Consider the following 24,073-nt stretch of genomic DNA (forward strand, 5'->3'; position numbering starts at 1 on the left):
TTGCTCACATGCGAGTGCCGTACCGAGGGATACCCGGACCAGGACAGGAGAATATCAACATGGAAAACCAAGCTTTGCTGAAATCCAGAACCATTACCATACTGGGAACACCAATTCGGGTACGCATCAGCGGCTCCTCTGTGAAGAACCCCCTACCCCCCCTGATACTTATTCACGGAAATACCGGGAGCGGACGCTGGTTTGAAAAAGTGCTGGGAAAATATCCCGGCCTTACCCTGGCTCCGGATCTGCCCAACTTCGGTGAATCCGGCCATATAGAAGAATGGAGCGTTCCCGACTATTCACGGTGGCTTGGTTTTATTGCCGATTATTTTGACTGTGATTCCTTTATTCTTCTGGGACACAGTTTCGGCGGGGCGGTGGCAATGGATTTTGCCACCGCCCACCCTGAAAGGGTGGACAGACTTTTCCTGGTGGATTCTTCGCCGGTTGGCGGGCTTGTCACCCCCGGGGAACATTATCCGGTGATCGAGCAGTATAAAACAAACCGGGATCTGCTGGCCCAGGCACTGAGGGCGGTAGTCCCCACGTTGAAGGACGAAACCCTGTTTCAGAAACTTGTGGATGATGCAGCAGCCATGAAACCCGAAAGTTTTACCGGTCACGCCGACACGTTGGCAAAGGCGGATTATCGGGATGCTGCTTCACAATACAAAGGGCCGGTGCATGTGTTATACGGCGAACATGATGTTCTTATCGACGATCAGAAAGCCGAAGAAACTGCAAAAGCATTCTCCGCCACCCTTGATAAAATTTACGGATGCGGCCACAGTCCTATGGTTGAATTACCGGATAAATTCTGGAACATTGTAGCGGGCTATTTACAGATCTGACCCGTCCAACGCTGCATCACGAGGTAAACGAATGGCAAAAAACACCAAAATAAAATTACGGGACGCTGCATTAAACCTGTTCTCCAACCAATGGTTTGAAACGGTCTCCATAGCTGAAATTTGCAGACAGGCAGCTGTCTCAAATGGTGTTTTTTACCGCTATTATCCCAATAAAGCAGCCCTGGTGAAGGACCTGCTGGATGAATTCCTGGCACAGTTCAGAGATGAGCTTCTGGATGTGCGGGGCGATACCATTGAATTACGCCTTGAGAATCTCATCGCAACCATTTACCGGGCCGGTGAAGAGCACAGTAAGCAGGTTACCGTGTTCAGAGAGGGCCAATACCGCTTTCCTGAGTATGAGGAACAACTGCGGAGCATTTATATGCAGTGCTGCAAACTGGTGTATGAGAGGGATGTGAGCGAGGCCGAGTACCTGTACATTATATCGGGTCTGCGTTTCTGCTCAACCCGGGCTCTCTATGACGGTGTACCCCGGGATCCGGATCTCATCCGGAAATTCATACTGAATGGAATATTCTCCGACCTTGCCGAACACAAACCCAGTATCGAGATTCCGGAAAAGTTTGCGGAGGTGGAAGATTCGTATCCGGAAGACAGCAGGGAACGCCTTATCCAGACCGGAATGAAACTGATCGGCAGCAGAGGATATCACGATATCGGTGTGGCGGACATCGTCAGGGTATCAGGTCTTGCAGTTGGAACCTTCTACACCTATTTCGACAGCAAGGAACAGTTCTTCTCTATTATTATTGACCAGATCGGCAAGCAGACCAGACATTATCTGAGCCGTCAGGCAATGACCCATGGAAACCGTCTGGAGCAGGAGATCTACGGTGTCTGGCACTTCCTTTCCTTTTTCAATGTTCATACAGAATATTACAGCATTGTACGGGAAGCGGAATTTGTGGGCAAACCATGGGTGAGGGAATACTATAACGCCTTCGAGGAAGGGTATATGCAGAATCTGACCCTTTTTCCCAGCGAGCAGCGTCGTATAGCTGCAAATTTCCTCATGGGACTTTCCCATTATGTGGGCATCGAAGCCCTTCTCAATAAACGAATTATTAATATCCCCGGTTTTATTTCCGAACTTTCAAATCTTTTATGCAAAGGAGTCGACTCATGAAAATAGTATCCACCGGACTGTACGCGCCGGGCGAAGCAATTGACAATAACGAACTTATGAAACTGGCACACATAGAATTTGATGCATCACGCACCGAAGAAAAGCTGGGCATCCGTCAGAGACACATAGCACATTTGAGGGGTATGGATGAAACCTCGGCGGATTTCGCCGAGAAGGCCGCCCGGGAAGCAATCAAAGAATCCGGGATAGACCCCGAAGAGATCGGTCTGTTTATTGTGGCCAGCGACACCCCGGAATACATCTCCCCTGCAACCAGCATGATTGTTCAGGGACGGATCCAGGGCGGACAGCGCTATACCGGCACCTACGATGTAAATGCAAGCTGTTCAAGTTTTGTCGCTGCATTCAACAACGCCAGCGCATTGCTGAAAGCCGACCCGGAAATCCGTTATGCCTGTGTTATCGGCCTGTATAATATGCCTGCTTTTGTTCGGGAAAAGGACGTATTCGGATATTCCATTTTTGCCGACGGCGCCGCTGCCTTTATTCTGGAGAATACCGGTGAAACCGATGACCGCTACCTTGGAGGGAAGCTACTCTCCGACGGAACCCAGTGGAATTATGTGGGGGTATATTCCGGAGGCACCCGGCAGCCGGTGACCAAAGAGCGGCTGGATTCCGGAGAATACGGCCTCCAGCTGCTCCAGCGTCTTCCCGGCGACAGGAACGTGAAGCTTTGGCCTGAGGTGGTGGATGCTCTCCTGAAGAAAGTTTCCCTGGAACGAAACGACATAGATCATTTCCTGTTTACCCAGATCAACCGTTCGGTAATCCACCAGGTAATGGAAATTCTGGGTCAGGACCTGAGCAAAACCACCACGGTAATGGACCGCTACGGCTACACCGGCAGTGCATGCATTCCCATGGCCTTTCATGAAGCAGTGAAAGAAGGGCGGATCAAGAGAGGGGACAGAGTCCTTGCAGTGGCTTCAGGCGCAGGTCTGGCGGTTGCGTCCTCCGCATTTATCTACTGACCTGCATGTATCTACTGATCAGCATTCATCAGCTGAACAATAGTCCAACCGAAGGATTTTTGTGAGGGCGGCTAATCGGCGATCCGGTAGCCGCCGTCATGGTCTTCACAAATAATAAAACCTTCCCGTTCAAGTTCCCGGAGACTGGACTCTATTCTTTCCCTGCCGTGTCCGTATGTGCCAAGATGTGTAGAAACGTGGGATATTATGCCTTCCTGAAGGGTCGGACCGTTTTCGTTCAGGAAGTGGAGTATTCCCGAGCGCAGCTGACGCAGAGAACCTTCAAAGGGGCTCTGTCGGGTGTAGTGGGCACTTCTCCGGTTGGCATTGCCCTGCTTTCTCTTCAGCTCCACCCCGAAGTCCATGAGAGCCCAGTACCAAACCCTGGGATTCTCCCTGAACAGGGTTTGCTCAATTACGGGCATAATTTCCCGGTCATGAACCTTGTTATCCGAACCGGGGTGTGATTCTGCAAAACCGGAGGCTGGTTCCTTTAAACCATATGTGTTCCCCGGAGGGCCGGCGGCCCCGCCATCCTGTTCCTGAAAAAACTCATGAATCATCACCCTGCGGATATTGGTCTCAATAAACACAACAGGAAGGTTAAAGGCAAAGGCGCTGATGGAACCTGCGGTGTTGGGCCCGATTCCCGGCAGCTTCCTTAACTCGTCGGGATCGGCGGGAAGGCGGCCGGCATAATCCCGGCACAGCATTCGTGCGGCCTCCCGCATGAACTTGGCCCGTCGGTTGTAGCCCAGCCCCTTCCAGTTGGACAGCAGTTCCGGCAACGGCGCCTCCGCAAGAGACCGGAAATCCGGGTACAGCTTGAGGAATTTTTCATAGTACTCTTTGACCCTGGCTACCTGGGTCTGCTGAAGCATCAGTTCTGAGAGAAAGATGCTGTAGGGGGAAGTATCCTCACGCCAGGGCATTTGCCTGCCCTGCTCATGGTAAAGTTCCAGAATACGGTTTTGAAAATCCTGGATCTCGCTATTTTGTAATTCCATTGTCGGTTATTCCATGGTTGTCCGGTGCATCCGGAGAAATTATCCAGCGGCCTGCAGCAGTCCCGCCTCTTCAAGCTGCTCCAAAAGAAGCCGGGCCGAGAAATCTTTCATTCCTCCGGGAAACAGCACATGAGCGCCTGAAAACAGCTGCTCCAACTCCCCGGGGATGTGGTGGGGCACACCCACTACAGTCATCCCGGCCCGCAGTCCCGCCTCCACCCCGTACTGACTGTCCTCAATAACCAGGCAGTTTTCTGCGGGTACGCCCAGCAGGGATGCGGTATGCTGAAACAGCATGGGATGAGGCTTGCTTTCCGAAACTGAATCGCCGGAACAGCGCAGATCAAAGAGTCCGGTTTCACCGATGCACTCCAGGGTGGTATCGATAATTGCCGGACTGGATGCGGAAGCGATGGCCCTGGGCAGACCGCGGCGTTTCATTTCCCGGGCGAAGGCAACCATTTCAGGGTACGCTCTGGATTCTGTGGCGGCGATTTTCAGAAACTCCCGGTTTTTCTCTTCCAGCAGATCCTGGAAGCTCCCTCGAAGCCCCTTGTGGGCCATGAGCTCCCGCACAAAGGCCGCACCGCCCTTCCCCACAATATGGACCCATTCATCCGGGGTGAGTTCGATTCCCTTTCTCCTCAGCCAGCTCTTGTCCGCTTCATGCCACAGGGGTTCGGAATCCACAAGGGTGCCGTCCATATCGAACAGTACCGCCTGAATCGGTTCGGCGGACGTTTTTCGGTTTTTCAGATTTTCGGAAACGATGTGCATCTCCACTTTTACGGGGTATCCTTCTGTTTTTCCTGATTTTTCCGGTACTTTTCCGCTTTCCGGCTGATGCGGTTCCAAGCGCCGGTGAGCCCCATGGCTTTCCGGGTATCGAGAATGGTCTGACGGCCGATTTCCCGCATTTTCATGGTGCCGTTATAGATCACCTCATCCACATAGCCGGTCATGGATTCATATTTTTCCCTGCGCTCACGCATGGGTTCCATGAATGCATTCAGGGCCTTGGCGAGTTTTTCTTTCACCTCAACGTCCCCCACAGTTCCTTTGCGGTAGCGTTCTTTCAGATCATCAACCTCGGCAGTGTCAGGATTGAAAATATCATGATACATAAACACCGGATTTCCTTCCACTTTTCCGGGGATATCCGCCCGAACTCTGTTGGGATCGGTAAACATGCCCTTCACCCGCTTCTCCACGGTTTTTGCATCATCCGAGAGCAGGATGGCATTGTTCAGACTCTTGGACATCTTTCCCTGACCGTCTGTCCCCACCAGTGTGGCGGTACCCACAATCGGATCGGGCACAGGGAACACTTCCCCGTAATGATGGTTGAAGCGCCGGGCTATCTCCCGGGTCAGCTCCACATGAGCTTCATTATCTTTTCCCACCGGAACAACATGAGCACGGGGCAGGAGGATGTCAGCACTCTGGAGAACGGGATACCCCAGCAGTCCGAAGGGCATTTCATTGAGATGAGCGTCTCTGGCCATATCCTTCAGGCTTGGAAGACGCTCAAGTCGGGGCACTGTCACCATCATTTCAAAAAGCAGGTTCAGCTCATATATTTCAGGCAGCGCGGACTGCATGTATATGGTAACCTTCCTGGGATCAATACCGCAGGCAAGGTAGTCAAGCACGATGTTTCGGGCATTTTCGCTGATCTGGTCGATGGCTTCCTTGCTGGGTTTGGTGGTGAGCATGTGAAGGTCGGCTACAAAAATATAGGAATCGTACTGTTCCTGCAGCTTCACCCGGTTTTGTATTGAACCCACATAATGTCCCAGATGCAGTTTGCCGGTGGGCCTGTCTCCCGTGAGAAGACGTTTCTTTTCCATTTTGTTTCTCCTGATGATGTGTTATGCGTCTCCGGAAGTCTGATCTGCACTGTTCCGGTTGCTGGTATCCTGATTTGCACTTGCAATGTAACTTCCGGGGCCGTTTCCATTGTCATTCTGGTCCCCTGCGGCTTTTCTGGCCCGCCGGCGCTCGGCGGCTTTCATCCGGTTTGCCTTCAATCTGGCTTTCCGCTCCCCGAAGGTTCCGGTTCCCATGAGGATGCTGATGTACCTCATACTGGGCACATGTTCAAACACGATTTTCAGGCCCACAGTGAGGGGCACAGCCAGAAAGAGTCCGGCGATTCCCCATAAGTATCCCCATATAAGCATTGCCACCAGAATAATTACCGGCGACAGGTTCAGACTGTCTCCGAGCATTTTCGGATCGATAATATTGCCGATAATGATCTGGGGGATAACCATTGCCAGAATGGCAAGAATAATCGGTTCATACTGAGGGAAGAACTGAATAATTGCAAACACCGATGTAATGGCGGAAATACTTATGGAACCGATGGTCGGGATGAAATTAAACAGAAAGGTAAGAACCGCCCAGACGAACGCAAAATCCACGCCGATGGCAGTGAAGCCGAAAAATACAATAATTGAGGTAAGCAGGCTGACAATAAACTTCACCATTAAATAGCGGCCGACCTGATGGGTAATATCGGCAAATATGCGGGCGATCCGCTCGGTTTCCTCATGCCGCACCGCATCCACCAGTTTTCTTCTAATGAAAGGTTTTTCCAGGAAAAGAAAGAGCATAAAAATGAGAACCAGCATGGTGTTTCCCAGGAAATTCACCAGGTTACCCGACACCTGCCCCACAATGCTGAAAATGGTTCCGCTGATTTCCAGCGTCTGGAAATAATCTCCCGGCAGATTCAGCGTACTTGCTATAAATCCGGTTACCTCGGTATATCTGTCCTGATATTTTCCGAAATTCCGGAGAATGCTCTGGATGCTCTCGTAGAGAATCAGCCCGATGAGAAAACTTAATCCCACCAGCACGATTATCACCATAATCACTGCAATGATCCGGGGAATTTTGATTTTCACCAGCACTTCCACCAGAGGATTCAGTACGAAGGAGAGGAGAAACGCCACAACAAAGGGTATGAGCACCGGTCCTGCGAGTTTCAGAAAGCCCATGATCAGAAAGGTTACAATGACGCCCAGGAGGGCGAGGACAGAACGCATGAATTTGGGTGAGAGCTTTTCCATAGAGGCTAAAATAACACATAATAAGCCGGGATGTCAGCTTATTCTGTACTGCTCCATTATTTATTCGGTGCTGCTCCATCACTTATTATATGCTGCTCCGTTTATTTGAAGCTGCAAACGATTCGGACTACCGGCGGCAGTATACCAATATTGTGCTGACAACGGATGCAATTTTCAGTAGTATATAGCCGACCCAAATTCCGGCAGAGGATATCACAGGTGAAATCAGAATCAGGCATACAGCGGCTGTTCAGTGAGAAGTTGTGCCCCGATGAGATCAAGCATGACGGCAATTCAGCAATTGAAGAAATTCTTAACAGCTTGCTTCATGCCATAGGAGCCGGCATGTCCATTGCCGGACTGGTAGTGCTTCTTTTACTAAGTGCAAACAATCCCAGCCCCTGGAAGTACACGGCATTTTCAGTGTACGGCAGCAGCCAGATTATTCTCTACCTCTCATCCGCACTTCTGCATGCATCGGCTCCCTTCCCCCTTCTTCAGAGACATTTCTCACGGCTGGATCATGCATCAATTTATTTACTCATAGCCGGAACCTACACACCCATAACCCTGGTGATTCTCAGAACACCCCTGGGTTGGACCCTGTTCGGAATTGTCTGGGGGCTTTCAATATTCGGGTTCATAATGAAAATGTGGGTGGTGAAGAAGCCCAATATTGTCATAGACAGTCTCTATATTCCCCTGGGCTGGATGATCCTGATGGCCATAGGTCCTCTTGCCCGAACTGCACCTCCGGGTTTTCTGCTGTGGGCAATCATCGGAGGTGTCACCTACTCCCTGGGCTTCATTTTCTACGCCTGGAAAAAACTGCCCTACTCCCATGTGATCTGGCATCTCTTCGTGCTGGCGGGCAGCATAGCCTTTTATCTGGGGTTCGCAATTTACATCGCACCTGTGGCAATGCATTGATGACTTCAATGCAAGACAGGGGCAGACTCTTTGCATAATTTTTTCATTGCCGAAATACACAAGCTGGAGAAAAATACGACATGAATAATCCAAAAAATGAAGATCAATTATACAGAAATATCAGAGCGTACAATTTCCGCCCGGTATTTCCTCTCCGGAAGGGTCAGGTTCCGGCAATCCGCCTCTTCCGATCCGGTGAGCTGAGCAGACTGCATGCTCCAAGCCATGCCGCCCTGGAAAACCTGGGAGTAACTACGGTCATCGATTTTCGCAGTGAATTCGAACGGCGAAGAGCCCCGGACAAGCTTCCCCAGGGGATAGAGTACCATCATATTCCCATAGATGCCGGTGGAGAAGAAGTACACGGTACCATGCAGGACCTGCTCAAAGGAAATGGAGATCTGGATCCTGCGGAATATATGTATAGCCTGGGCAAGCGGCTCATCGATCAGGCCGGCGAACAGTACTCCCGTTTCTTCAGCATTCTCACCGGAATCATGGAGGAGTCACACGGCCATTCTTCTCAAGGCTCCCTGGCAGACCGTGGGGTGATTTTTCATTGTACGGCCGGAAAAGACAGAACAGGTCTGGCAAGCGCAATTCTCCAGCTGTTGTCCGGAATGTCCAGGGAGGAAGTATTGCAGGAGTACCTTGTTTCCAACATCCACAACAGGGCTTTGATCAGAAAAATATTCACCCGCATTCGTATCGGCAGTTTCTTCCGGGCCGATCCGGAGGTGCTCAGACCATTGCTGGAGGTAAGGCCCGAATACCTTCTCCCTGTGCTTGATTATCTGGATGAAAGATGGGGAAGCGTCGAGAACTTTCTTCTGGCGGATGACGGACTGAAACTTGAGCCCGCAGCTGTGAAGCTTCTTTCCCGGCTGCAGCCTGCTGCCGCTGTTGACAATTGAATTGGCGCATGTTACAAATTCTTTCACTTCAATAAGTTGCACTCTATAAACAGTATCATGTAAAAAAACCGGAGCCTCATATGAAAAAACAGGGAATCGCCCTCTATCTTAAAATTTCGTTCATGATCGTGATCATGCTGATGATCGCATTCACCGTAATGACCTTCTTTCTTGAATCGGCCCTTAAACAGATTATTGTTAAGGAGAACCGGGAAGAATACGATTTCAGAATTCACCTGATCACCGCTAGGCTTGAAAACCGTAACTCCGCATTTCAGGCGGAAAAGCGGGATGTGTTAGCCAGTCAGCGCGCAAGCGCCGGTTCATCGGCCTTTACGAGCGGCAGCATCGCAGCAATGGAAGAGCAACTCCTTGATCAAATGCAGGGCGAAGTTCTCCGGGAATTGAAGTATCAGTATTATCAGGGCAGTGCGGCGGAAGACCTGGATGTATACCCCTTCATTGTGGACAGGCAGGGAAATGTAGTGATGCACCCTACCTTGAGCAGGGGCAGCGCAGCTCTGAGTGAGATGCCGTTTATCCAGAAAGCAGTGGATCTGCAAAAGGGAGCCATTGAGTACAATCTGCGGGGAGAGGAGAAATGGTACACCTTCGATACCTATCAGCCCTTCGGCTGGACTATCGGATATGCCATGAAAACCGATGAATTGTACGCCTCGGTGAACGATTTCCGGATCATTGAAATCACCATCGCAGTGATTACCTTTCTTGCTGTGGGGCTGTTTACCACCCTTTTTATCCGTTCATCCCTTATGCCGGTGAGAAACGTCCATTCCAAAATGAGTGAAATTGCCCGGGGCGGCGGGGATCTGACCCAACGGATGGATGTATCCTCCAGGGATGAAATCGGCGCCCTCTCAGGCGAATTTAATGAGTTTTTGAATTCACTGGGAAGCATCATCTCCGACATAAAACACGTATCCCGCCGGACACTGGATATTCGAAACGATCTCAGCAGTAACACCCAGCAGACAGCAACGGCAATCCAGCAGATTTCCCGGGTTATCGATACCATTCAGGAAAAAATGGAACGGCTCGGGAGCAATCTGGCCACCTCTGTACGGCATGTGCGGGAAATCAGTGATGCCGCCAGGGTAAATGATGATATCAGCAGATCCCAGTCCGAACTGGTGAATGAATCGGTGGCTGCAGTAAATCAGATGTTTGCTTCAATTGAACGGGTGTCTCAGGTTGTGCAGGAACATGCCGTTCAAAGCCGCGAACTTGTAACTACTGCCCGGGAAGGCGGTGGAAAGATACAGTCCATGGATGAATCCTTCCGCAAGGGTGTGAGTTCAAATATCGACCACATCAGGGATTTTGTGGGGGTCATCGGAAAGATATCAGCCCAAATAAACATGCTGAGCATGAACGCTGCAATTGAGGCCGCCCATGCTGGTGAACGGGGAAGAGGCTTTGCGGTTGTGGCGGAAGAAATACGCCGACTTGCGGAGGAAACCTCACAGTATGCTGGGAAAATCGGCGGTACCATTAAAGAGGTGGTGGGCTCAATCAGTCAGACTGATGAGGAACTCAAGGAAGTACATCAGGCTTTTGGCAGAATAGATTCCAGAGTTCAGCAGGTGTCCGGTGCTTTCGAAGAGATTGAATCAAATACCCAACAGTTGAATCTTGGCGGTCAGGAAATTCTCCAAGCCATGGAAGAACTGTCAACGGTTGCAGTTAACCTCCGGGAGCAGTCCTCCGACGTGAATCAGAAAAGCAGCAGCATTATGCAAAATATGGAAGATGTTGAAGGCTTTTCCCGGGAGGTGTCCAACGGCATCGGAGAAATCAGTTCCGGGGCAGTCCAGATCGGCCAGGCAATGAGCCATGTTGAACGCCTTACCCGGGATATGGGCAGTTCATCCGAGTCGCTGAACGGCAGAATCCAGGAGTTCAAGACATGAGTTCTGCGGATGTGATGCACTGAACCCCGGCATCCTTTAGTTTGCTTACCGCCGCTTCACCGTCTCCGGGCTTCAGATTCACAGCTCTGCTGGCGTCTTCAATGAGATAGGTGGTGTACCCGAGCCGCCGGGCATCAAGGGCGGTAAACATGACGCACACATCCAGAGCAAGACCGGCAATGTACAGGGTATCCACACCGGTCTCCTGCAGGTGCTCATGGAGGCCCGAAGAGGTTTGATGATCATTGTCAAAAAAACCGCTGTAGCTGTCCACACTCTGTTCCATACCTTTACGAAAGTTCTTTTGAACCGGGTCAAGGTTGAGGCCGGGAATAAAATTGGCACCCTCGCTGTGCTGTACACAATGCACCGGCCAGAGAATCTGATCCTTGCCATTCAGCCGGATCACTTCGCCGGGTTCCTTGTCCGGATGATTAGCGGCAAAGCTCATGTGATCTTCAGGATGCCAGTCCTGGGTGGTAAAGATGTGATCGAATCGGGACATAATCCTGTTAACCACCGGAACAACTTCATCCCCTCCGGGAACCGCTAGGGAACCTCCGGGTGCAAAATCATTCTGCAGATCCACCAATATCAGCGCATTCATACTATTCCTCCTGGTATTATTCGGGCGGGAGTCCGCCGCTGCCGTTCTTTGTAAGCCGGGATGACCGGTCTCATTTCAGCAGTTCTCATTTCAGCCGCTCTCCCTTGCATCCATAATCATATCCTGTCTCAAGTTGTGAAGCCGGGTCTCATTCCCTGCAGGGTAGCTGTGAGGGTTTACCAGCCGGGTTACCGCAGGGTGAAAACCTTTCAGCTGGGCTGCAGTATAGTCCCGGATCTCAGAGAGGGGTTTCCGCCGGTATTGAACAGCTCCGTCACGAAACATGGGGCGCAGCAGATCCTGGTAACTGTATTCATCACCGAATCTTTTCCATCGTGTGGAATCCATGGGATCGACAATAACCCCGGGGTGGTCAACCCCAAGGGAGAGATCGTATATGGCATCTCCCCGGAAAATTCCATCCTTGCTGTACCGCCGTATTTGATGCACCCCCGGGGTACTGCTCTTGATTGACTGTTCCGAAACTTTCAGACGGGGACTCCACTCCGTAATTGCAGGCTCACCGTGCATATCCCGCACTGCACTCAGCTTATAAATTCCGTCCAAAGCCGGCTGATCGTATGCGGTAATCAACCGTGTGCCCACACCCCAAATATCAATTTGAGCCCCCTCCTCCTTCAGGCTGGAGATCAGATACTCGTCGAGATTGTTGCTTGCCACAATTTTGGCATTCCTGAAACCTGCTTCATCCAGCATCCGCCGGGCCTCCCAGCTGAGATAGGTCAGATCCCCGGAATCCAGACGGATTCCAGCCAGATCATGGCCGGCCTCCCGAAGACGCTTTCCCGCTTCAATGGCGTTGTGAACTCCTGATTCAGTGGAATAGGTATCCACCAGGAGAAGTGAGTTTCCCGGCATTACATCCACGTATGTTTTGAACGATTCAAGCTCATCGGAAAATGACATTACCCAGCTGTGGGCAATGGTACCTTTCACCGGTATACCGTAATGTTTTCCTGCAAGCACATTCGAGGTTGCGGCACAGCCTCCGATGTATGCAGCCCGGCTGGCACCAAGTCCCCCGTTGCGCCCCTGGGCCCGGCGAAGGCCGAACTCCAGAACAGGATCGCCATGGGCTGCCCGCACGATCCGGCTTGCCTTGGTGGCTATGAGAGTTGGAAAGTTGATAAAATTCAGCAGAGGGGTTTCCAGCAGCATGCACTGCAGCAGGGGACCCTGAACCCGAAGTATGGGTTCAAAGGGAAAAACCGGCGTCCCTTCGGCGACGGCATCTATGCTGCACTCAAGCTTCATCTCTGCAAGATATTGGATGAAGTCCCTATGAAAGAGGCGCTTACCCTCTCCGTCCTTCAACGAAGCGATATACTCCAGATCAGTCCGGGAGAAATGATAGGAACTGAGAAAGTCACCTGCCTCATCAATTCCCGCAGCAATGCAGTACTGTCCGCCGAAAGGCGCCTTCCGGAAAAACAGATGGAATGTTCCTTCCATTGAACTGCGTCCCGATTTCCACAGACCGTACGCCATGGTGAGTTGATACAGATCGGTGAGCAGGGGTCCGTTTTCAATATCTGCCATAATGTTTTCAGATCTCATAACAGGTTTAAAGTACTCTTTCCCCCCTGCCGAGACAAATTTGAAGCACAGGCACATATATTCTTGACCTTGTTACTTGCATTAGTTAGGTTTTAGATATAGCCTTTGTGTGTGGGGTACTTATAGCAGTTGATACAGGCTGCGGGGGGCATTATGAGAGATTCAAGCAATCCCCCGGATCCACTTGAACTGATCCGGTGGGCGCACAATACATTTAGCGATAAACTGATCATGACCACAAGTTTCGGGATTTATTCTGCGGTGATGCTGCACCTTGCTACCCGGGTGGTTCCGGATATTCCGGTTGTATGGATCGATACCGGCTATCTCCCCCCCGAAACCTACCTGTTCGCCGAAGAGCTGAGAAAACGTTTGTCCTTGAACCTTCATGTGTATCAGTCGGAGTTGAGCCCCGCACGAATGGAAACCCTCTACGGAAAGCTCCACGAATCCCGTGATCCTGAAGATCTTGACACCTATGACTACATCAGGAAAGTCCGGCCCATGACCCGGGCATTGGATGCGCTGGGAGGCGAAGCCTGGATTGCCGGTCTCAGGAGTGAACAGACCGGTGCACGGAAACAGCTGAAACCGGTGGACAAACAGAACGGCACAGTGAAAATCCATCCTATTTTGCACTGGACCCGCACAGACCTGCTCAGTTATCTGGACGCCCACTCCCTATCCGCCCATCCCCTTCATCAGGAAGGCTATGAAAGCGTTGGGGATGCACATTCATCAAGACCCATGACAGCACAAGATCAACATCCCAGAGAAACCAGATTTCACGGGGTGAAGCAGGAATGCGGTCTGCATCTGGATCTTGATCAGGGACAAAACCGGGCGTTTAATTCCAGCCGTTTATAGATCGCAATTGCTGTGTTTCATACAATCTCCCTGCTGTTGACACAGCGTCACGGCGTAAGCTACTGTTAACCAGCATCAAAGAATTATTCAGGTTCTATTATCAGGAGGTTGCATGTTACCCATTGTCCGAGAGCCCCGGTTTCTTTTTGAATCACTGGCTGCAGCGGAATAACTTCACAAAGTAAGTAGCATCGTTATAATTCACGTCGGAATGTAATTTTCCGGCATCTGAATTCAGGGATCTGAATCCCTCCTGCCCTTCTTTCTAGTATTCCTCTGCCTGCTGATCAGTACCGGTCATTGCCGGTCGCGGCTTATCCTTTAAGAGGAAGACATTACCAATGAACACAACAAATTTGGAGTCCATCGGCTGGAACAGTCACTGGAACCGAAAATATCTCGAAACATGCAAAACCAACGTACAAGGAAAAGATTGTATACCGGCACGAATCACCGGCAGACACCATGACCTGTTCACCGTTCAGAGCGAAGATAGAGAATTCCTCTGTAATCCTGCGGGCAGGCTGAGACAGGGGCGTACATGGCCTGCTGTGGGAGACTGGGTGATTCTGCAGCTCCCGGACGATAACTCAAACGGAGTTATCCACACTGTTCTGGAACGAAGGAGCAGCTTCCAGCGCAGCGCATCGGGAAAACGGAGCTCTCTACAGATAATCGCAGCAAATATCGACCTGGTGCTCATCATATCCGGCATGGATGGCGATTTTAATCTCAGACGCATAGAACGGTACATGACCCTGGCCTGGGATTCCGGGGCGTCCCCCGTACTCATACTCAATAAAGAAGATCTGGTTGAGCATCCCGATGATTACGTCCACGAGGCGGAGTTGTACACGCCGGGAGCACCAATTTTTCACATATCTGCTAAAAACGGCAGCGGTGTGGATGCTTTGAGAAGTCATTTCACACAAGGGCAGACTGCAGTATTGGTGGGCTCATCCGGCTCAGGAAAATCCACGTTGCTGAATGCATTGCTGGGAGAGGATGTTCAGAAAACATCCTCTCTGCGCGAAAACGATCACCGCGGACGTCATACCACCACAAGCCGGCAGCTGTTTCCCCTTGCCGATTTCGGCGCAATAATCGATACCCCGGGTTTGAGAGAAGTGGGACTCAGCGTAGACTCCTCTTCCATGGATACGAGCTTCTCAGATATTTCAGAGCTTGCCGGGTATTGCCGCTTTAAAGACTGCAGCCATGAGCACGAACCGGGATGCGCCGTCCTGGAAGCTGTGAGAGAAGAGAGAATTCTCCCTGACAGGTATGAAGCATATCTCAAACAGAAGAAAGAGCTGTTCTTCATGCAAAACCGGCAGGAGGCTCTCCGGAGAAAGCATGAATGGGAAAAGGAAATTGCACAGTATGTGAAAAAACAACGGAAAAAGGCCGGAAAAGGGAGGGATGCTGAAAATGGGTCGTAAGTATGAACAAAAATACCAGTCAGTCAGCAGCGGCTTCGGCCCTTTCCGGTGCACACACTGCGGTACCGCGGTAATTCCACCTGCCTCCGGCTCCCGGCACCGCAATCATTGTCCTGCCTGCCTTCGCAGCCTCCACGTGGATCTGCTGCCCGGTGACCGGCGCAGCCGCTGCAGGGATATTATGCATCCCATTGCCCTCTGGGTAAAAGACGACGGAGAACTGTCGATTCTTCATCGATGCGAGAAATGCGGAACGGTGAAATCAAACCGGATTCTTCCCGACGACAGCGAGCCGTTAATCAGCGAACTAGCAGCACGTCCCGCTTTGGCGGTGGGCCTCGCATAGTGAGGAGTGAGTCATAAAAAAACGGGATGTCCGGACAAAAGCCCGGCATCCCGCATTCTTTCAAAAAGCCTTAGACATAGTTGAAGGTACTTACTGCATTTTCAGCTGACCTACTGCTTTCTGAATTAGTCCGAAATAGTCATAGAAGTCGGAAGCGGTTGCTCCGGTTACAGCATCGGCTACAGACCATTTCCGCATGCCGTCGCTGTCTTCTTCGCTTGCCCGAACCATTTCAGCAGGAGAGAAACCAACGCCGCTTGTTTCAGCGAATTCTTCAATGGCTTCCATGTTGCCCATCCAGCCGAGACCGAAGTTCCAGTACTCGGAACCGCGCTTGAACAGACCGCCGTAGTTGGTTGTCTCAACCGCTTCACCCTGTCCGCCGAACTCTTTGAACACTTTGAAACCGCCGGCTGCAATGTTGTCATAGTATGCTTCCATGGTGGAATGATTCCGCAGAATCGCTTTTTCAAGCACGGTGTTGCCCGCAGCTTCACCGTTTTCATCGGCAGCCACATAGACAAGAGCCGTGCCTACAGTTGTTCCGGTATACATGGTTCCGGCATATTCAACCCATTTGGCAACACGAACCTCAGAACCGCGCTGAATGTAAAATACGGTGTTATCTTCAGTCCAGCCGTCTTCACCCACTGTCACAACAGCCAGTGAATGAGGAAGAAATGCTTCATCCAGGGTTACCTCCAGGCGGCCTTCCGCATCTGTTGTAACCACAGCCTGTCCCACGTATCCGCCGTGAGTATATGCATATGCTTCAACAGCCTGATTCGGTGCAAAACCGGTGGGTGCTTCAGCGCTTGAACAGCCAATCAATGCGATTGCAATGAGAGCAATCACGAGTACGGATATGATTTTCTTCATAGTCGGTACCTCGTCTCCTAAAAGTTTCAACCCGGATTAACATCCGGGATATGAGATAATAATATAATTTATTTCACAATATATCCAGTACTTTCTTATTATTTATTCAAAACAGCTTTTTATGTGAATTTTTTTGTGATTAAACTCTATACAGTTTTTGAAATTGTTCAGCTGAAACAATGCGAATCGAAAAGTGCTAGTGAGTAGTATATTCAACCGGTATAAAGAGAATTTTCAGGAGTTAAAAAAGAGATTTTTTCAGGGAAGGTTAAATACTGCTAAGTTATGCCGTCTGAGAATCCAGACGGCTGTAAAATGTACTGAAGATGCTCAGCCAAGGGACTCTTCGAGGACACGTATGTGCCGGGTGTTTTCCTGACCGATTTGTACAATTGATTCGCTTTCTTTCTCAATACTCTGTGCTGTGTCACCAATCTGATTCACTGATCCGGATATCTGCCGAACTGAATCGCTGATACTCTCAACACTCTTACTTCCTGCAGATATCTGAGAACTTACATTTGTCAGAGATTCATGGACAAGGTTGTTAACTTCTGCAAGGTTATTGGTTGTGTTCTGGATTTCATCGCTTCCCGCAGCCAGTTCCCTAAGTCCTGAAATCATCTCGCCCAGGGAATCGTGGACATCCTGTATTTTACTTGAGATTTTATGGAACTGACCTTCCATTTCACCAAATGCGCTCACAGCCTGATCAACTTCCGCCACATTGTCGGTCACACGGTTTTGTATCTGTGTGAGATTGTCACTGATCTCGCCGCTGAGCTTCCGAATTTCATGGGCAACAACCGCAAACCCCCTGCCTCTGTCGCCTGCATGGGCAGCCTCAATGGAAGCATTCATTGCCAGAAGATTGGTTCTTTCAGAGATATCCCGGATCACATGAATAACCTCCAGCATTTGTGCGGAAGCCTCCCGGGAGCTCTGGAAAGCGTTTGCTGTAGTTCCCATCCTGGCTGCCATTGCTTTTTCAGAAGAGATCAATTCTTCAAGTTGGGTCTTTTTATCGTTTGCCGAGTGGGAAAGCTGTTTAATAGAGGCCGTTATCTCGGCAATAACGGATGATGTCTGCTCAACTGCCGATGATTGAGTGTGCATTTCACCGGCGACTGCTTTTTCCGCACTCTGAATGTTGGCGTAGGCAGCTCCAGTCTGATCTATTTCTTCCTGGAGTCTTGAAATAGATGCCTGTATACTGATGATTTCAGAGTTTATACCACGAATAGAATCAAGCGAGCTTTGGGCGGACTGATCAAGTTTTTCCGATATATTTACCCCGTCCTTTACTGAACCAACCGCATTCGCAAGCAATCCAAATCTATTTTCAGATTCACTGTTAACTTCCATAAGACGTTTCAGTGTCTTTCTTGAGGAATAAACCACCATTACAATAAAGGCCAGCGCAAGCACTGTGAGTATTACCGGAGCTATGATTATGAAGCTGTAGTCGGATGAGGGTATTCCGTTCTGCTGAGCATACGGGATTACCTTGGTGAATGCAGATACCAATAATCCGGCAATAATTGTAACCGAAATAACAGCAGCCTGCCGTGCAGAATTAGAAAGCAGCGCCAATGCGGCAAGAGTGGGCAGAAAATAGGTTAATGACTCATTCACAGCTCTGATTGACGGGTCAATTCCCAATACCCCGACAGCATAGCCCATCACCACCGCCAGATAAATAATCATATCTGCTACCTGATTTGCTTTTCCCTTCAGGAGAAACGGCAGACCTCCAAAGAGAATCACGGCAAAAGCAAGTTCGAGAAATGCAGGAACAAGGTCCCCTTCCACAAGATTCAATACAAACCCGAAAACAAAAAGACTCCCGGTGAATAATTCAATCCAGAACAGGGATTGAGCACGATATACCATGACGAGAGATTGGCTGGAATAAATCTCCTCGATCTTATTACTTACTGATTTGATGAGCATTTACAAATTCCTTTTTTGAAATATAATACATATTCAATTGCTTTAAGCGGCGTAACATACCATAAATCTCTTATAGATATCAAGATAGGAGCGCAGGCATCAGATTTCTACAGTTATTGACCGGTTCCGGAACTCTCGATGCTCAGTAACTCCCACCCCTATAAATTTCTTGACATTGTGGATACCATCAACCTACCATTCCTACGGAGAGTATCATGAAATTGCTGGTGTTTGTTCTGAATAAAGAAGAGTTTCTTGAAGATGTTCTGGAAGCCTATGTGGAGGCGGGTGTTGCCGGCGCTACTCTCCTGGATTCCGAAGGAATGGGGCGGTTTCTCGCCTACGAGGTTCCACTGTTTGCCGGGTTCAAGGAGTTCATGAAGGGCAATAAACCCTACAATAAAACGATCATTTCAGTTATTAAAAATGATGATATTATCAGCCGGGTGAAAACCCTGGTGGACAAGGTGGTGGGCGGTCTGGAGAATCCCGGAACGGGCATTATGTTTACCATTCCTGTCGACTGGGCCACCGGACTGGTTCCCGAGGACGAAGAGGTTTAGGCGTATGGGTGCACTGTGTAAAATGATTTCCCCGAAATGGATTCTCGTGGACGAGATTGTCTCAGATAAAAAGGAGTGTATCAGAAAGCTGATACATGCCCTGGAGGCAAGCGGTGACGTCCAGGATGCCGAAGGACTGCTGTCAGATATTATGGAACGGGAGGGGCTTTCCTCAACCGCCGTGGGTTCGGGCTGTGCCATTCCCCACGCCCACTCGGCTTCCATCACCGCTACCAGGGTGGCCGCCGCTCGCCTGCATGAACCCATCGATTTCGGTTCCCAGGACGGGGATCAGGTTCAGCTGGTGTTTCTCATGGCGGGTCCCAAGAAAGACACGGGAATACACTTGAAAGTTCTGTCGAAGGTGGCCCGGCTCCTCCATGACCCGGCATACCGGAGCCGGTTTCTTGAGGCTTCAGATGCTGAATCCTTCTACGCCGTGCTCTGCCAGACGGAAACCTAGTTCATGAGAGCTGATCAGAGGTGGCGGCTCATCCGCTTTTTTATTACCAGTGCGGTTCTGTATCTCATTTGGCTCATATTCACTGCAAGTGTAGAACCTTTCTCCCTGATTGCCGGAGCACTGGGGTCGGTTTTTGTGGCAGCCCTCACCTACGATGAGTTTATTGCCTCCCACGAGGCGTCCCTCAACTCGTTTATGCCCAAACCTCTCATGCTGATACTCTATCTGCTGCTTCTGTTGTATGTACTCTATGTGTCCAGCTTCCAACTCCTTGCAGCGGTGTTCACCGGACGGATCAATCCCAGAATTGTACACTTCCGCACACGTGTTAAATCGGATTTGGGCAGAATGGTTCTATCCAATTCAATCACCTTCACCCCGGGAACTATCACCATAGATCTGAATGACGACCATTTGATTGTCCACTGGATTTTCTGCAACACTTCCAATTCCCGGGCCGCCGGGGAACAGGTGAAAGGCCGGCTGGAAAAGCTGCTCAGGAGGGTATGGCAGTGAGAGGGCTTATGCTTGAGCTGATGCAGTGGGTGCTGGCCGGTGCTTCAGCAGTGGTTTTCATCAGGCTGATCATCGGTCCAACCGGAGCGGACCGCCTTGTGGCACTGAATATCCTTTCCGGCCTGGCCCTTGCCTTTCTGGTAACCCGGGGGGTGGCCCTGGGTCGGGCACTCTACCTTGATGTGGCCCTTGTCTATGACATATTCGGATTTCTGGGATTTCTCGCCATCGCACGTTTTCTTAAAGACAAGATATCAGATGAGGATGGTCCGGCATAATGGAACTTCTACGGGAAATTCTGGCGGGTATCGCGTTCACTCTGGCGGGGATATTCACACTGGGGGGAATAATCGGTCTGTTCCGGTTCCCCGATGCCTACACCCGACTCCAGGCCGGTTCCCTGGCGGGAACCACCTCGGTAATATCGGTCTTTATCGGTGCACTCATACTGGCTCCCGACTGGGCGATCGCAGGGCGGATCGTAATTATTATTATATTTTTCCTGCTCTCTTCCCCCACCGGAGCTCACATTGTGGCCCGTTTCGCATGGAATTCCGATCTGCCTGCCTGGAAGCCCAGAGATCAGAAACGCAGCGGACCGGAACGGAAAATGAAACCCCGGCGCAAACGGCGTCTAAGGAACATCATGCAGAAGCGTCTGCGGCGAAACCGCCGCCAGGGACCTTCCGGGGACGCTCCGGAGGATATGGAATGATTATTCTGTTTCTTTCGGTTATTGCAATTCTTTCCGTCTATACCCTGCTTTCCCGGGATCTGCTGTACGGGGTAATTGCCCTTTCGGGGATCAGTCTGGTTTCCGCACTTCTGTTTTACCTGCTGCAGGCTCCGGACGTTGCGATTACCGAGGCTGCTGTGGGCGCCGGTGTATCCACGGTAATTTTTGTCTGGGCCATAAAAGCCACGCAAAGGGGTGATGAGGATGAATAAATCCGAAGACAAAAGTCGCAGGAACGGTTCCTCCCGGGGCGCAGACATAGCCCGTTCATCCGGGGCTTCGGCAGCGGGGTTCTACATTCAGATTGCTCTTGCGGTGCTGGCTGCCGGTCTGCTCATTCTCCCCCTGATTCTCAGCGAACATCCATGGCCGGAAATCGCCCGGGATTTTCTTGAGAATAACGCCCGGCAGGAAACCGGAGCATTGAACACCGTAAGCTCAATTTATCTGGGATACCGGGTCTTCGACACGCTGGGGGAAACCATCGTGCTTCTGGTGGCAGTGAGCGGTACTATCGGGATCATCGCCCACAGCGGGTCGGTTCTCGCCAAGGGCTTCGACCTGGAAGAACCCGGACCTTCAACCACCACCCATGGAGAAAACATCCACCCCAAAAGACTCCGCACCGCCCTTATTGAGGTGGTAACCGGAAAGCTGGGACCAATCGTCCTGATTTTCGGCGTATACGTCATGCTCTACGGTCACCTCTCTCCCGGCGGCGGATTTCAGGGTGGCGTGGTTATCGCATCGGGTATAGTGTTTCTTTCTCTGGGCGGCAGACGTGGTGCATCCACCCGCCTCACCGAGCCGGGAATTCTTGCAGGACTTGAGGCCGGAGCCTTTTGTGTCCTCATCCTGGCAGGTCTCACCGGAAGCGCAGTGGCCCAAGGATTTTTCTCCAACTTTATTTCCGGCATGGGACTTCCAGACGTTGCCTTTATCGTATTTTTGAATACGGTTATCGGATTGAAAGTGGGTGCGGGGATCGGATTTATGAGCATTGCCATGCTGGGGAGGGTTCATGATTGAGAGAATATTGCTATCAGTGATCTTTCTCACCGGGTTCACCGCCATTATCGCCAACCGGAATATCATCAAAAAGATTTTCGGTCTTACCATCATCAACACCGCAGCAGTGCTCCTGTTTATTGTGGAGGGGGCGGGAATCGGAACGGAAGCCCCGATTCTGGGAGAGGGGATCAGCGCAATAGTAGACCCGGTTCCCCAGGCCCTCATGCTCACCGCAATTGTAATCGGCGTGTGCATCAATGCATTGGCCCTGGCCCTGGCATACCGACTCTACAATGCCACGGGATCGTTCAACATCGACACTATATATCAACGGCTGAGCAGTGATGAGCACAATTAATTCAGACATCGTATACACCCTCGTCGGGCTCCCCCTGCTTGGCTCAGCCCTTGCGCTCTTCTCCAAAGCGTTCTTTAAAGGGGCAAAGAACCGAATTCTGGAATACAGCGCTGCGTTTATCGGTCTTGCGCTGCCCTGGATTATGCTGATATATACCCTGCCGGATATTTTCAACGGAGGCGTCTACAGCGGAATCATCGGCGGCTGGAGCCCCCAGGTGGGCATACAGTTCCGTTTCGACGGTCTTGCATGGCTGGTGAACCTCATGGGTTTTACGGTTGCCGGAAGCGCATGGATTTACAGCCTGGGGAAAGGTCCCCGGGGGGCGGGGTTCACTTCCGTCTTTCTCATCCAGACCGCAGCCCTCGCCGCCACATCCATGACCGCGGATATCTTTAACCTGTTCGTGTGTCTGGAGGTGATGGGTATCGCATCCTATGTGCTGGTTGCATCCAGTGAGAAACCCGGTGCCATGCTTGCTTCGTTTTCCTACCTGATGGTCAGCGCAACAGCCATGGTGTTTTTCCTCATCGGGATCTTCGGTCTCTACCGTCTTACCGGAAGTCTGGGCTATGAGAGCATCGCCGCCTCCCTGGCCGCCGTTCCGGATCACGGAGGAATTGGGGCAATCGTGTCGGTGAGCCTCATCGTGGGAGCGGTGGCTATTCGTGTGGCGATTATGCCGGTATACGGCTGGCTGCCCGACGCCCATGCTCTGGCTCCCCACAGTATATCGGCGGTTCTCTCAGGTGTTCTGATCAAAACTCCCCTGTTCGCCCTCTCAAGGGTCATTTTGCTGATCCCCGCCGGGGCCCGGGCAGCAGAACTGATGGGCTATGCCGGTGCTCTCACCGCCCTGGTTGCGGTGATTATCGCCCTTTCCCAAAGCGATGTAAAGCGGCTGCTGGCCTACCACAGTGTAAGCCAAATCGGCTATGTGGTCGCCGCCTGGGGCGCAGCCCTGCATGCCGGTCCCGCCAGCCCCCAGGGGGCAGCCCTGATGACTGCGGCCTTTCTCCACGCCCTGTTTCATGCGCTGTTCAAGGGTCTTCTGTTCCTCACCGTGGGAAACCTCAGCGATGCCGCCGGTGAACGCAACGTGTACCGTCTCAAGGGGGGGGCATCCATTCTCCGGCGTGCCGGCGAACGCATCCCCGTTACGCTCATTGCCTTCATGTCCGCTGCACTTGCCATTACCGCAATTCCCCCCATGAACGGCTACGCCAGTAAAACGGCCCTTTCCTATGCACTGAAAGGCAGCTGGGAATACACGCTATTGTTTGCCGCAGGGATCGGGACGGTGGCTTCATTCATAAAACTGGGAAGAAGCTTCTTCGGGAAAGCTTCCGGTGTTCCCTCTGGTATTCCTGGGGATATTCCTTCCGTTGCTCCTTCCGGCGCACGTGCCGTCACCCCGGCCTCAAACCACAACGGCTCGGGGACCTCAGGTATCGCCGAAGCGGTAAGTCATGTGGTTCTCACTGCTGCGGTTATTTCAACGGGTGTTTTCGGCCCCGGTATGTACCGCTTCGTTCTCACCATGTTCTCCTCCGGAGCCGCAGCGGATTCAGGATACTCTCCGACGCGTGTCCCTGATCTGAATCTTTACAGTTGGAGTGCACTCCAAAACATGCTGATAATCCTGGCTTCAGGAATCGCCGTGTACCTTCTCAGCCAAACGACCATGGGGAAGCTCATATTGAAAAGAATACGTGAGCGGCAAAGGGGTTTTCACGGTCTGTTGACCTCCTTTACGCTGGGCACCCTGGCCCTGGCCGCATGGATGTACCTCGCATGAACAGGTCGGGTGTTTTCCCCGGATCCAGAAAAATGCACTATACTGGGGACGGAATGAATCATCCTCGAATGGTACACGGAGAAATGCAAAGGAAACTC

Annotated in this window: 26 protein-coding genes; 18 read left to right on the top strand and 8 right to left on the bottom strand. The window is 51.2% G+C overall.

Annotation, left to right across the window (positions count from 1 at the left end):
• The first annotated feature begins 59 nt into the window (after nucleotides 1-59).
• From L21SP2_RS09385 to L21SP2_RS09395, 3 genes are read left to right on the top strand one after another with little or no spacing between them, the layout of a single operon-like run.
• A complete protein-coding gene (locus tag L21SP2_RS09385; RefSeq protein ID WP_024268265.1) occupies nucleotides 60-854 on the top strand; it encodes an alpha/beta fold hydrolase in 795 nt (264 codons plus the stop codon).
• 31 nt (nucleotides 855-885) lie between these two features.
• Complete coding sequence (locus L21SP2_RS09390; protein ID WP_024268266.1) at nucleotides 886-2,004, top strand: TetR/AcrR family transcriptional regulator; 1,119 nt, start codon at nucleotides 886-888, stop codon at nucleotides 2,002-2,004.
• Nucleotides 2,001-2,999, top strand: coding sequence for a 3-oxoacyl-ACP synthase III family protein (locus L21SP2_RS09395; RefSeq protein WP_024268267.1), 999 nt, complete (start codon nucleotides 2,001-2,003; stop codon nucleotides 2,997-2,999). The genes L21SP2_RS09390 and L21SP2_RS09395 overlap by 4 nt, the downstream gene beginning before the upstream one ends.
• A 71-nt stretch (nucleotides 3,000-3,070) precedes the next feature.
• Here the strand turns inward: L21SP2_RS09395 and L21SP2_RS09400 are convergent, their stop codons facing one another.
• The 4 genes from L21SP2_RS09400 to L21SP2_RS09415 are packed head-to-tail and all read right to left on the bottom strand — an operon-like array spanning nucleotide 3,071 to nucleotide 7,083.
• Nucleotides 3,071-4,006, bottom strand: coding sequence for an HhH-GPD family protein (locus L21SP2_RS09400; RefSeq protein WP_024268268.1), 936 nt, complete (start codon nucleotides 4,004-4,006; stop codon nucleotides 3,071-3,073).
• 39 nt (nucleotides 4,007-4,045) lie between these two features.
• Complete coding sequence (locus tag L21SP2_RS09405) at nucleotides 4,046-4,783, bottom strand: HAD family hydrolase (RefSeq protein WP_053335655.1); 738 nt, start codon at nucleotides 4,781-4,783, stop codon at nucleotides 4,046-4,048.
• A gap of 8 nt (nucleotides 4,784-4,791) precedes the next feature.
• Nucleotides 4,792-5,856: a tryptophan--tRNA ligase gene (gene trpS / locus L21SP2_RS09410; RefSeq protein WP_024268270.1), complete on the bottom strand. Its 1,065-nt coding sequence runs from the start codon at nucleotides 5,854-5,856 to the stop codon at nucleotides 4,792-4,794.
• A 21-nt stretch (nucleotides 5,857-5,877) separates the two neighbouring features.
• Nucleotides 5,878-7,083 carry an AI-2E family transporter gene (locus tag L21SP2_RS09415; RefSeq protein ID WP_024268271.1) on the bottom strand — a complete coding sequence of 402 codons (1,206 nt, stop codon included), beginning with the start codon at nucleotides 7,081-7,083 and terminating at the stop codon, nucleotides 5,878-5,880.
• A gap of 219 nt (nucleotides 7,084-7,302) precedes the next feature.
• Here L21SP2_RS09415 and trhA point away from each other — a divergent pair, with 219 nt between their 5' ends.
• The 3 genes from trhA to L21SP2_RS09430 all read left to right on the top strand — a co-directional run bounded on the left by trhA (nucleotide 7,303) and on the right by L21SP2_RS09430 (nucleotide 10,858).
• Entirely contained in the window at nucleotides 7,303-8,013 is a 711-nt protein-coding gene (gene trhA / locus L21SP2_RS09420) for a PAQR family membrane homeostasis protein TrhA (protein ID WP_024268272.1), read from the top strand.
• A gap of 80 nt (nucleotides 8,014-8,093) precedes the next feature.
• The gene (locus tag L21SP2_RS09425; RefSeq protein WP_024268273.1) at nucleotides 8,094-8,927 is read left to right on the top strand and encodes a tyrosine-protein phosphatase; all 834 of its coding nucleotides are present in this window, start codon (nucleotides 8,094-8,096) and stop codon (nucleotides 8,925-8,927) included.
• An 80-nt stretch (nucleotides 8,928-9,007) separates the two neighbouring features.
• Nucleotides 9,008-10,858: a methyl-accepting chemotaxis protein gene (locus L21SP2_RS09430; RefSeq protein ID WP_024268274.1), complete on the top strand. Its 1,851-nt coding sequence runs from the start codon at nucleotides 9,008-9,010 to the stop codon at nucleotides 10,856-10,858.
• Here the strand turns inward: L21SP2_RS09430 and pncA are convergent.
• Nucleotides 10,848-11,465: a bifunctional nicotinamidase/pyrazinamidase gene (pncA, locus tag L21SP2_RS09435; protein ID WP_024268275.1), complete on the bottom strand. Its 618-nt coding sequence runs from the start codon at nucleotides 11,463-11,465 to the stop codon at nucleotides 10,848-10,850. The two genes, L21SP2_RS09430 and pncA, sit on opposite strands and share 11 nt — an antisense overlap.
• Before the next feature lie 90 nt (nucleotides 11,466-11,555).
• A complete protein-coding gene (locus L21SP2_RS09440; protein WP_024268276.1) occupies nucleotides 11,556-13,025 on the bottom strand; it encodes a nicotinate phosphoribosyltransferase in 1,470 nt (489 codons plus the stop codon).
• A 171-nt stretch (nucleotides 13,026-13,196) separates the two neighbouring features.
• Here L21SP2_RS09440 and L21SP2_RS09445 point away from each other — a divergent pair, with 171 nt between their 5' ends.
• The 3 genes from L21SP2_RS09445 to L21SP2_RS09455 all read left to right on the top strand — a co-directional run bounded on the left by L21SP2_RS09445 (nucleotide 13,197) and on the right by L21SP2_RS09455 (nucleotide 15,698).
• The gene (locus L21SP2_RS09445; RefSeq protein ID WP_024268277.1) at nucleotides 13,197-13,910 is read left to right on the top strand and encodes a phosphoadenylyl-sulfate reductase; all 714 of its coding nucleotides are present in this window, start codon (nucleotides 13,197-13,199) and stop codon (nucleotides 13,908-13,910) included.
• Nucleotides 13,911-14,251: 341 nt separating this feature from the next.
• On the top strand, nucleotides 14,252-15,352 hold the full coding sequence (gene rsgA / locus L21SP2_RS09450; protein WP_024268278.1) for a ribosome small subunit-dependent GTPase A: 1,101 nt from the start codon (nucleotides 14,252-14,254) through the stop codon (nucleotides 15,350-15,352).
• A complete protein-coding gene (locus L21SP2_RS09455; protein ID WP_053335772.1) occupies nucleotides 15,342-15,698 on the top strand; it encodes an RNHCP domain-containing protein in 357 nt (118 codons plus the stop codon). The genes rsgA and L21SP2_RS09455 overlap by 11 nt, the downstream gene beginning before the upstream one ends.
• Nucleotides 15,699-15,788: 90 nt before the next feature.
• Here L21SP2_RS09455 and L21SP2_RS09460 read toward each other — a convergent pair whose 3' ends face one another.
• A complete protein-coding gene (locus L21SP2_RS09460) occupies nucleotides 15,789-16,577 on the bottom strand; it encodes a hypothetical protein (protein ID WP_024268281.1) in 789 nt (262 codons plus the stop codon).
• A gap of 330 nt (nucleotides 16,578-16,907) precedes the next feature.
• Nucleotides 16,908-18,530 carry a methyl-accepting chemotaxis protein gene (locus L21SP2_RS09465; protein WP_024268282.1) on the bottom strand — a complete coding sequence of 541 codons (1,623 nt, stop codon included), beginning with the start codon at nucleotides 18,528-18,530 and terminating at the stop codon, nucleotides 16,908-16,910.
• Between the two features lie 215 nt (nucleotides 18,531-18,745).
• Here L21SP2_RS09465 and L21SP2_RS09470 point away from each other — a divergent pair, with 215 nt between their 5' ends.
• The 9 genes from L21SP2_RS09470 to L21SP2_RS09510 are packed head-to-tail and all read left to right on the top strand — an operon-like array spanning nucleotide 18,746 to nucleotide 23,975.
• A complete protein-coding gene (locus L21SP2_RS09470; protein ID WP_024268283.1) occupies nucleotides 18,746-19,093 on the top strand; it encodes a P-II family nitrogen regulator in 348 nt (115 codons plus the stop codon).
• Between the two features lie 22 nt (nucleotides 19,094-19,115).
• Nucleotides 19,116-19,556 carry a PTS sugar transporter subunit IIA gene (locus L21SP2_RS09475; protein WP_024268284.1) on the top strand — a complete coding sequence of 147 codons (441 nt, stop codon included), beginning with the start codon at nucleotides 19,116-19,118 and terminating at the stop codon, nucleotides 19,554-19,556.
• 3 nt (nucleotides 19,557-19,559) lie between these two features.
• Nucleotides 19,560-20,072: a Na+/H+ antiporter subunit E gene (locus tag L21SP2_RS09480; protein WP_024268285.1), complete on the top strand. Its 513-nt coding sequence runs from the start codon at nucleotides 19,560-19,562 to the stop codon at nucleotides 20,070-20,072.
• A complete protein-coding gene (locus tag L21SP2_RS09485; protein ID WP_041401444.1) occupies nucleotides 20,063-20,350 on the top strand; it encodes an MrpF/PhaF family protein in 288 nt (95 codons plus the stop codon). Before L21SP2_RS09480 ends, L21SP2_RS09485 begins: the two co-directional genes overlap by 10 nt.
• Entirely contained in the window at nucleotides 20,350-20,787 is a 438-nt protein-coding gene (gene mnhG / locus L21SP2_RS17230; protein ID WP_024268287.1) for a monovalent cation/H(+) antiporter subunit G, read from the top strand. The genes L21SP2_RS09485 and mnhG overlap by 1 nt, the downstream gene beginning before the upstream one ends.
• On the top strand, nucleotides 20,784-21,020 hold the full coding sequence (locus L21SP2_RS09495; protein ID WP_024268288.1) for a hydrogenase subunit MbhD domain-containing protein: 237 nt from the start codon (nucleotides 20,784-20,786) through the stop codon (nucleotides 21,018-21,020). The genes mnhG and L21SP2_RS09495 overlap by 4 nt, the downstream gene beginning before the upstream one ends.
• Nucleotides 21,013-21,837: an MnhB domain-containing protein gene (locus tag L21SP2_RS17235; protein ID WP_024268289.1), complete on the top strand. Its 825-nt coding sequence runs from the start codon at nucleotides 21,013-21,015 to the stop codon at nucleotides 21,835-21,837. The genes L21SP2_RS09495 and L21SP2_RS17235 overlap by 8 nt, the downstream gene beginning before the upstream one ends.
• Nucleotides 21,830-22,177, top strand: a complete 348-nt coding sequence (locus L21SP2_RS09505; protein WP_024268290.1) for a sodium:proton antiporter — start codon at nucleotides 21,830-21,832, stop codon at nucleotides 22,175-22,177. Before L21SP2_RS17235 ends, L21SP2_RS09505 begins: the two co-directional genes overlap by 8 nt.
• Entirely contained in the window at nucleotides 22,164-23,975 is a 1,812-nt protein-coding gene (locus L21SP2_RS09510) for a complex I subunit 5 family protein (protein ID WP_024268291.1), read from the top strand. Before L21SP2_RS09505 ends, L21SP2_RS09510 begins: the two co-directional genes overlap by 14 nt.
• Nucleotides 23,976-24,073 lie beyond the last annotated feature (98 nt).

Origin of the sequence: Salinispira pacifica (assembly GCF_000507245.1) — a bacterium.
Lineage (GTDB): Bacteria > Spirochaetota > Spirochaetia > DSM-27196 > Salinispiraceae > Salinispira > Salinispira pacifica.

Coding starts and splice junctions, on each gene's coding strand:
- L21SP2_RS09385 (WP_024268265.1), top strand. CDS start 60: ATGGAAAACCAAGCTTTGCTGAAATCCAGAACCATTACCATACTGGGA.
- L21SP2_RS09390 (WP_024268266.1), top strand. CDS start 886: ATGGCAAAAAACACCAAAATAAAATTACGGGACGCTGCATTAAACCTG.
- L21SP2_RS09395 (WP_024268267.1), top strand. CDS start 2,001: ATGAAAATAGTATCCACCGGACTGTACGCGCCGGGCGAAGCAATTGAC.
- L21SP2_RS09400 (WP_024268268.1), bottom strand. CDS start 4,006: ATGGAATTACAAAATAGCGAGATCCAGGATTTTCAAAACCGTATTCTG.
- L21SP2_RS09405 (WP_053335655.1), bottom strand. CDS start 4,783: ATGCACATCGTTTCCGAAAATCTGAAAAACCGAAAAACGTCCGCCGAA.
- trpS (WP_024268270.1), bottom strand. CDS start 5,856: ATGGAAAAGAAACGTCTTCTCACGGGAGACAGGCCCACCGGCAAACTG.
- L21SP2_RS09415 (WP_024268271.1), bottom strand. CDS start 7,083: ATGGAAAAGCTCTCACCCAAATTCATGCGTTCTGTCCTCGCCCTCCTG.
- L21SP2_RS09425 (WP_024268273.1), top strand. CDS start 8,094: ATGAATAATCCAAAAAATGAAGATCAATTATACAGAAATATCAGAGCG.
- L21SP2_RS09430 (WP_024268274.1), top strand. CDS start 9,008: ATGAAAAAACAGGGAATCGCCCTCTATCTTAAAATTTCGTTCATGATC.
- pncA (WP_024268275.1), bottom strand. CDS start 11,465: ATGAATGCGCTGATATTGGTGGATCTGCAGAATGATTTTGCACCCGGA.
- L21SP2_RS09440 (WP_024268276.1), bottom strand. CDS start 13,025: ATGGCAGATATTGAAAACGGACCCCTGCTCACCGATCTGTATCAACTC.
- L21SP2_RS09445 (WP_024268277.1), top strand. CDS start 13,197: ATGAGAGATTCAAGCAATCCCCCGGATCCACTTGAACTGATCCGGTGG.
- rsgA (WP_024268278.1), top strand. CDS start 14,252: ATGAACACAACAAATTTGGAGTCCATCGGCTGGAACAGTCACTGGAAC.
- L21SP2_RS09455 (WP_053335772.1), top strand. CDS start 15,342: ATGGGTCGTAAGTATGAACAAAAATACCAGTCAGTCAGCAGCGGCTTC.
- L21SP2_RS09460 (WP_024268281.1), bottom strand. CDS start 16,577: ATGAAGAAAATCATATCCGTACTCGTGATTGCTCTCATTGCAATCGCA.
- L21SP2_RS09465 (WP_024268282.1), bottom strand. CDS start 18,530: ATGCTCATCAAATCAGTAAGTAATAAGATCGAGGAGATTTATTCCAGC.
- L21SP2_RS09470 (WP_024268283.1), top strand. CDS start 18,746: ATGAAATTGCTGGTGTTTGTTCTGAATAAAGAAGAGTTTCTTGAAGAT.
- L21SP2_RS09475 (WP_024268284.1), top strand. CDS start 19,116: ATGATTTCCCCGAAATGGATTCTCGTGGACGAGATTGTCTCAGATAAA.
- L21SP2_RS09480 (WP_024268285.1), top strand. CDS start 19,560: ATGAGAGCTGATCAGAGGTGGCGGCTCATCCGCTTTTTTATTACCAGT.
- L21SP2_RS09485 (WP_041401444.1), top strand. CDS start 20,063: ATGGCAGTGAGAGGGCTTATGCTTGAGCTGATGCAGTGGGTGCTGGCC.
- mnhG (WP_024268287.1), top strand. CDS start 20,350: ATGGAACTTCTACGGGAAATTCTGGCGGGTATCGCGTTCACTCTGGCG.
- L21SP2_RS09495 (WP_024268288.1), top strand. CDS start 20,784: ATGATTATTCTGTTTCTTTCGGTTATTGCAATTCTTTCCGTCTATACC.
- L21SP2_RS17235 (WP_024268289.1), top strand. CDS start 21,013: ATGAATAAATCCGAAGACAAAAGTCGCAGGAACGGTTCCTCCCGGGGC.
- L21SP2_RS09505 (WP_024268290.1), top strand. CDS start 21,830: ATGATTGAGAGAATATTGCTATCAGTGATCTTTCTCACCGGGTTCACC.
- L21SP2_RS09510 (WP_024268291.1), top strand. CDS start 22,164: ATGAGCACAATTAATTCAGACATCGTATACACCCTCGTCGGGCTCCCC.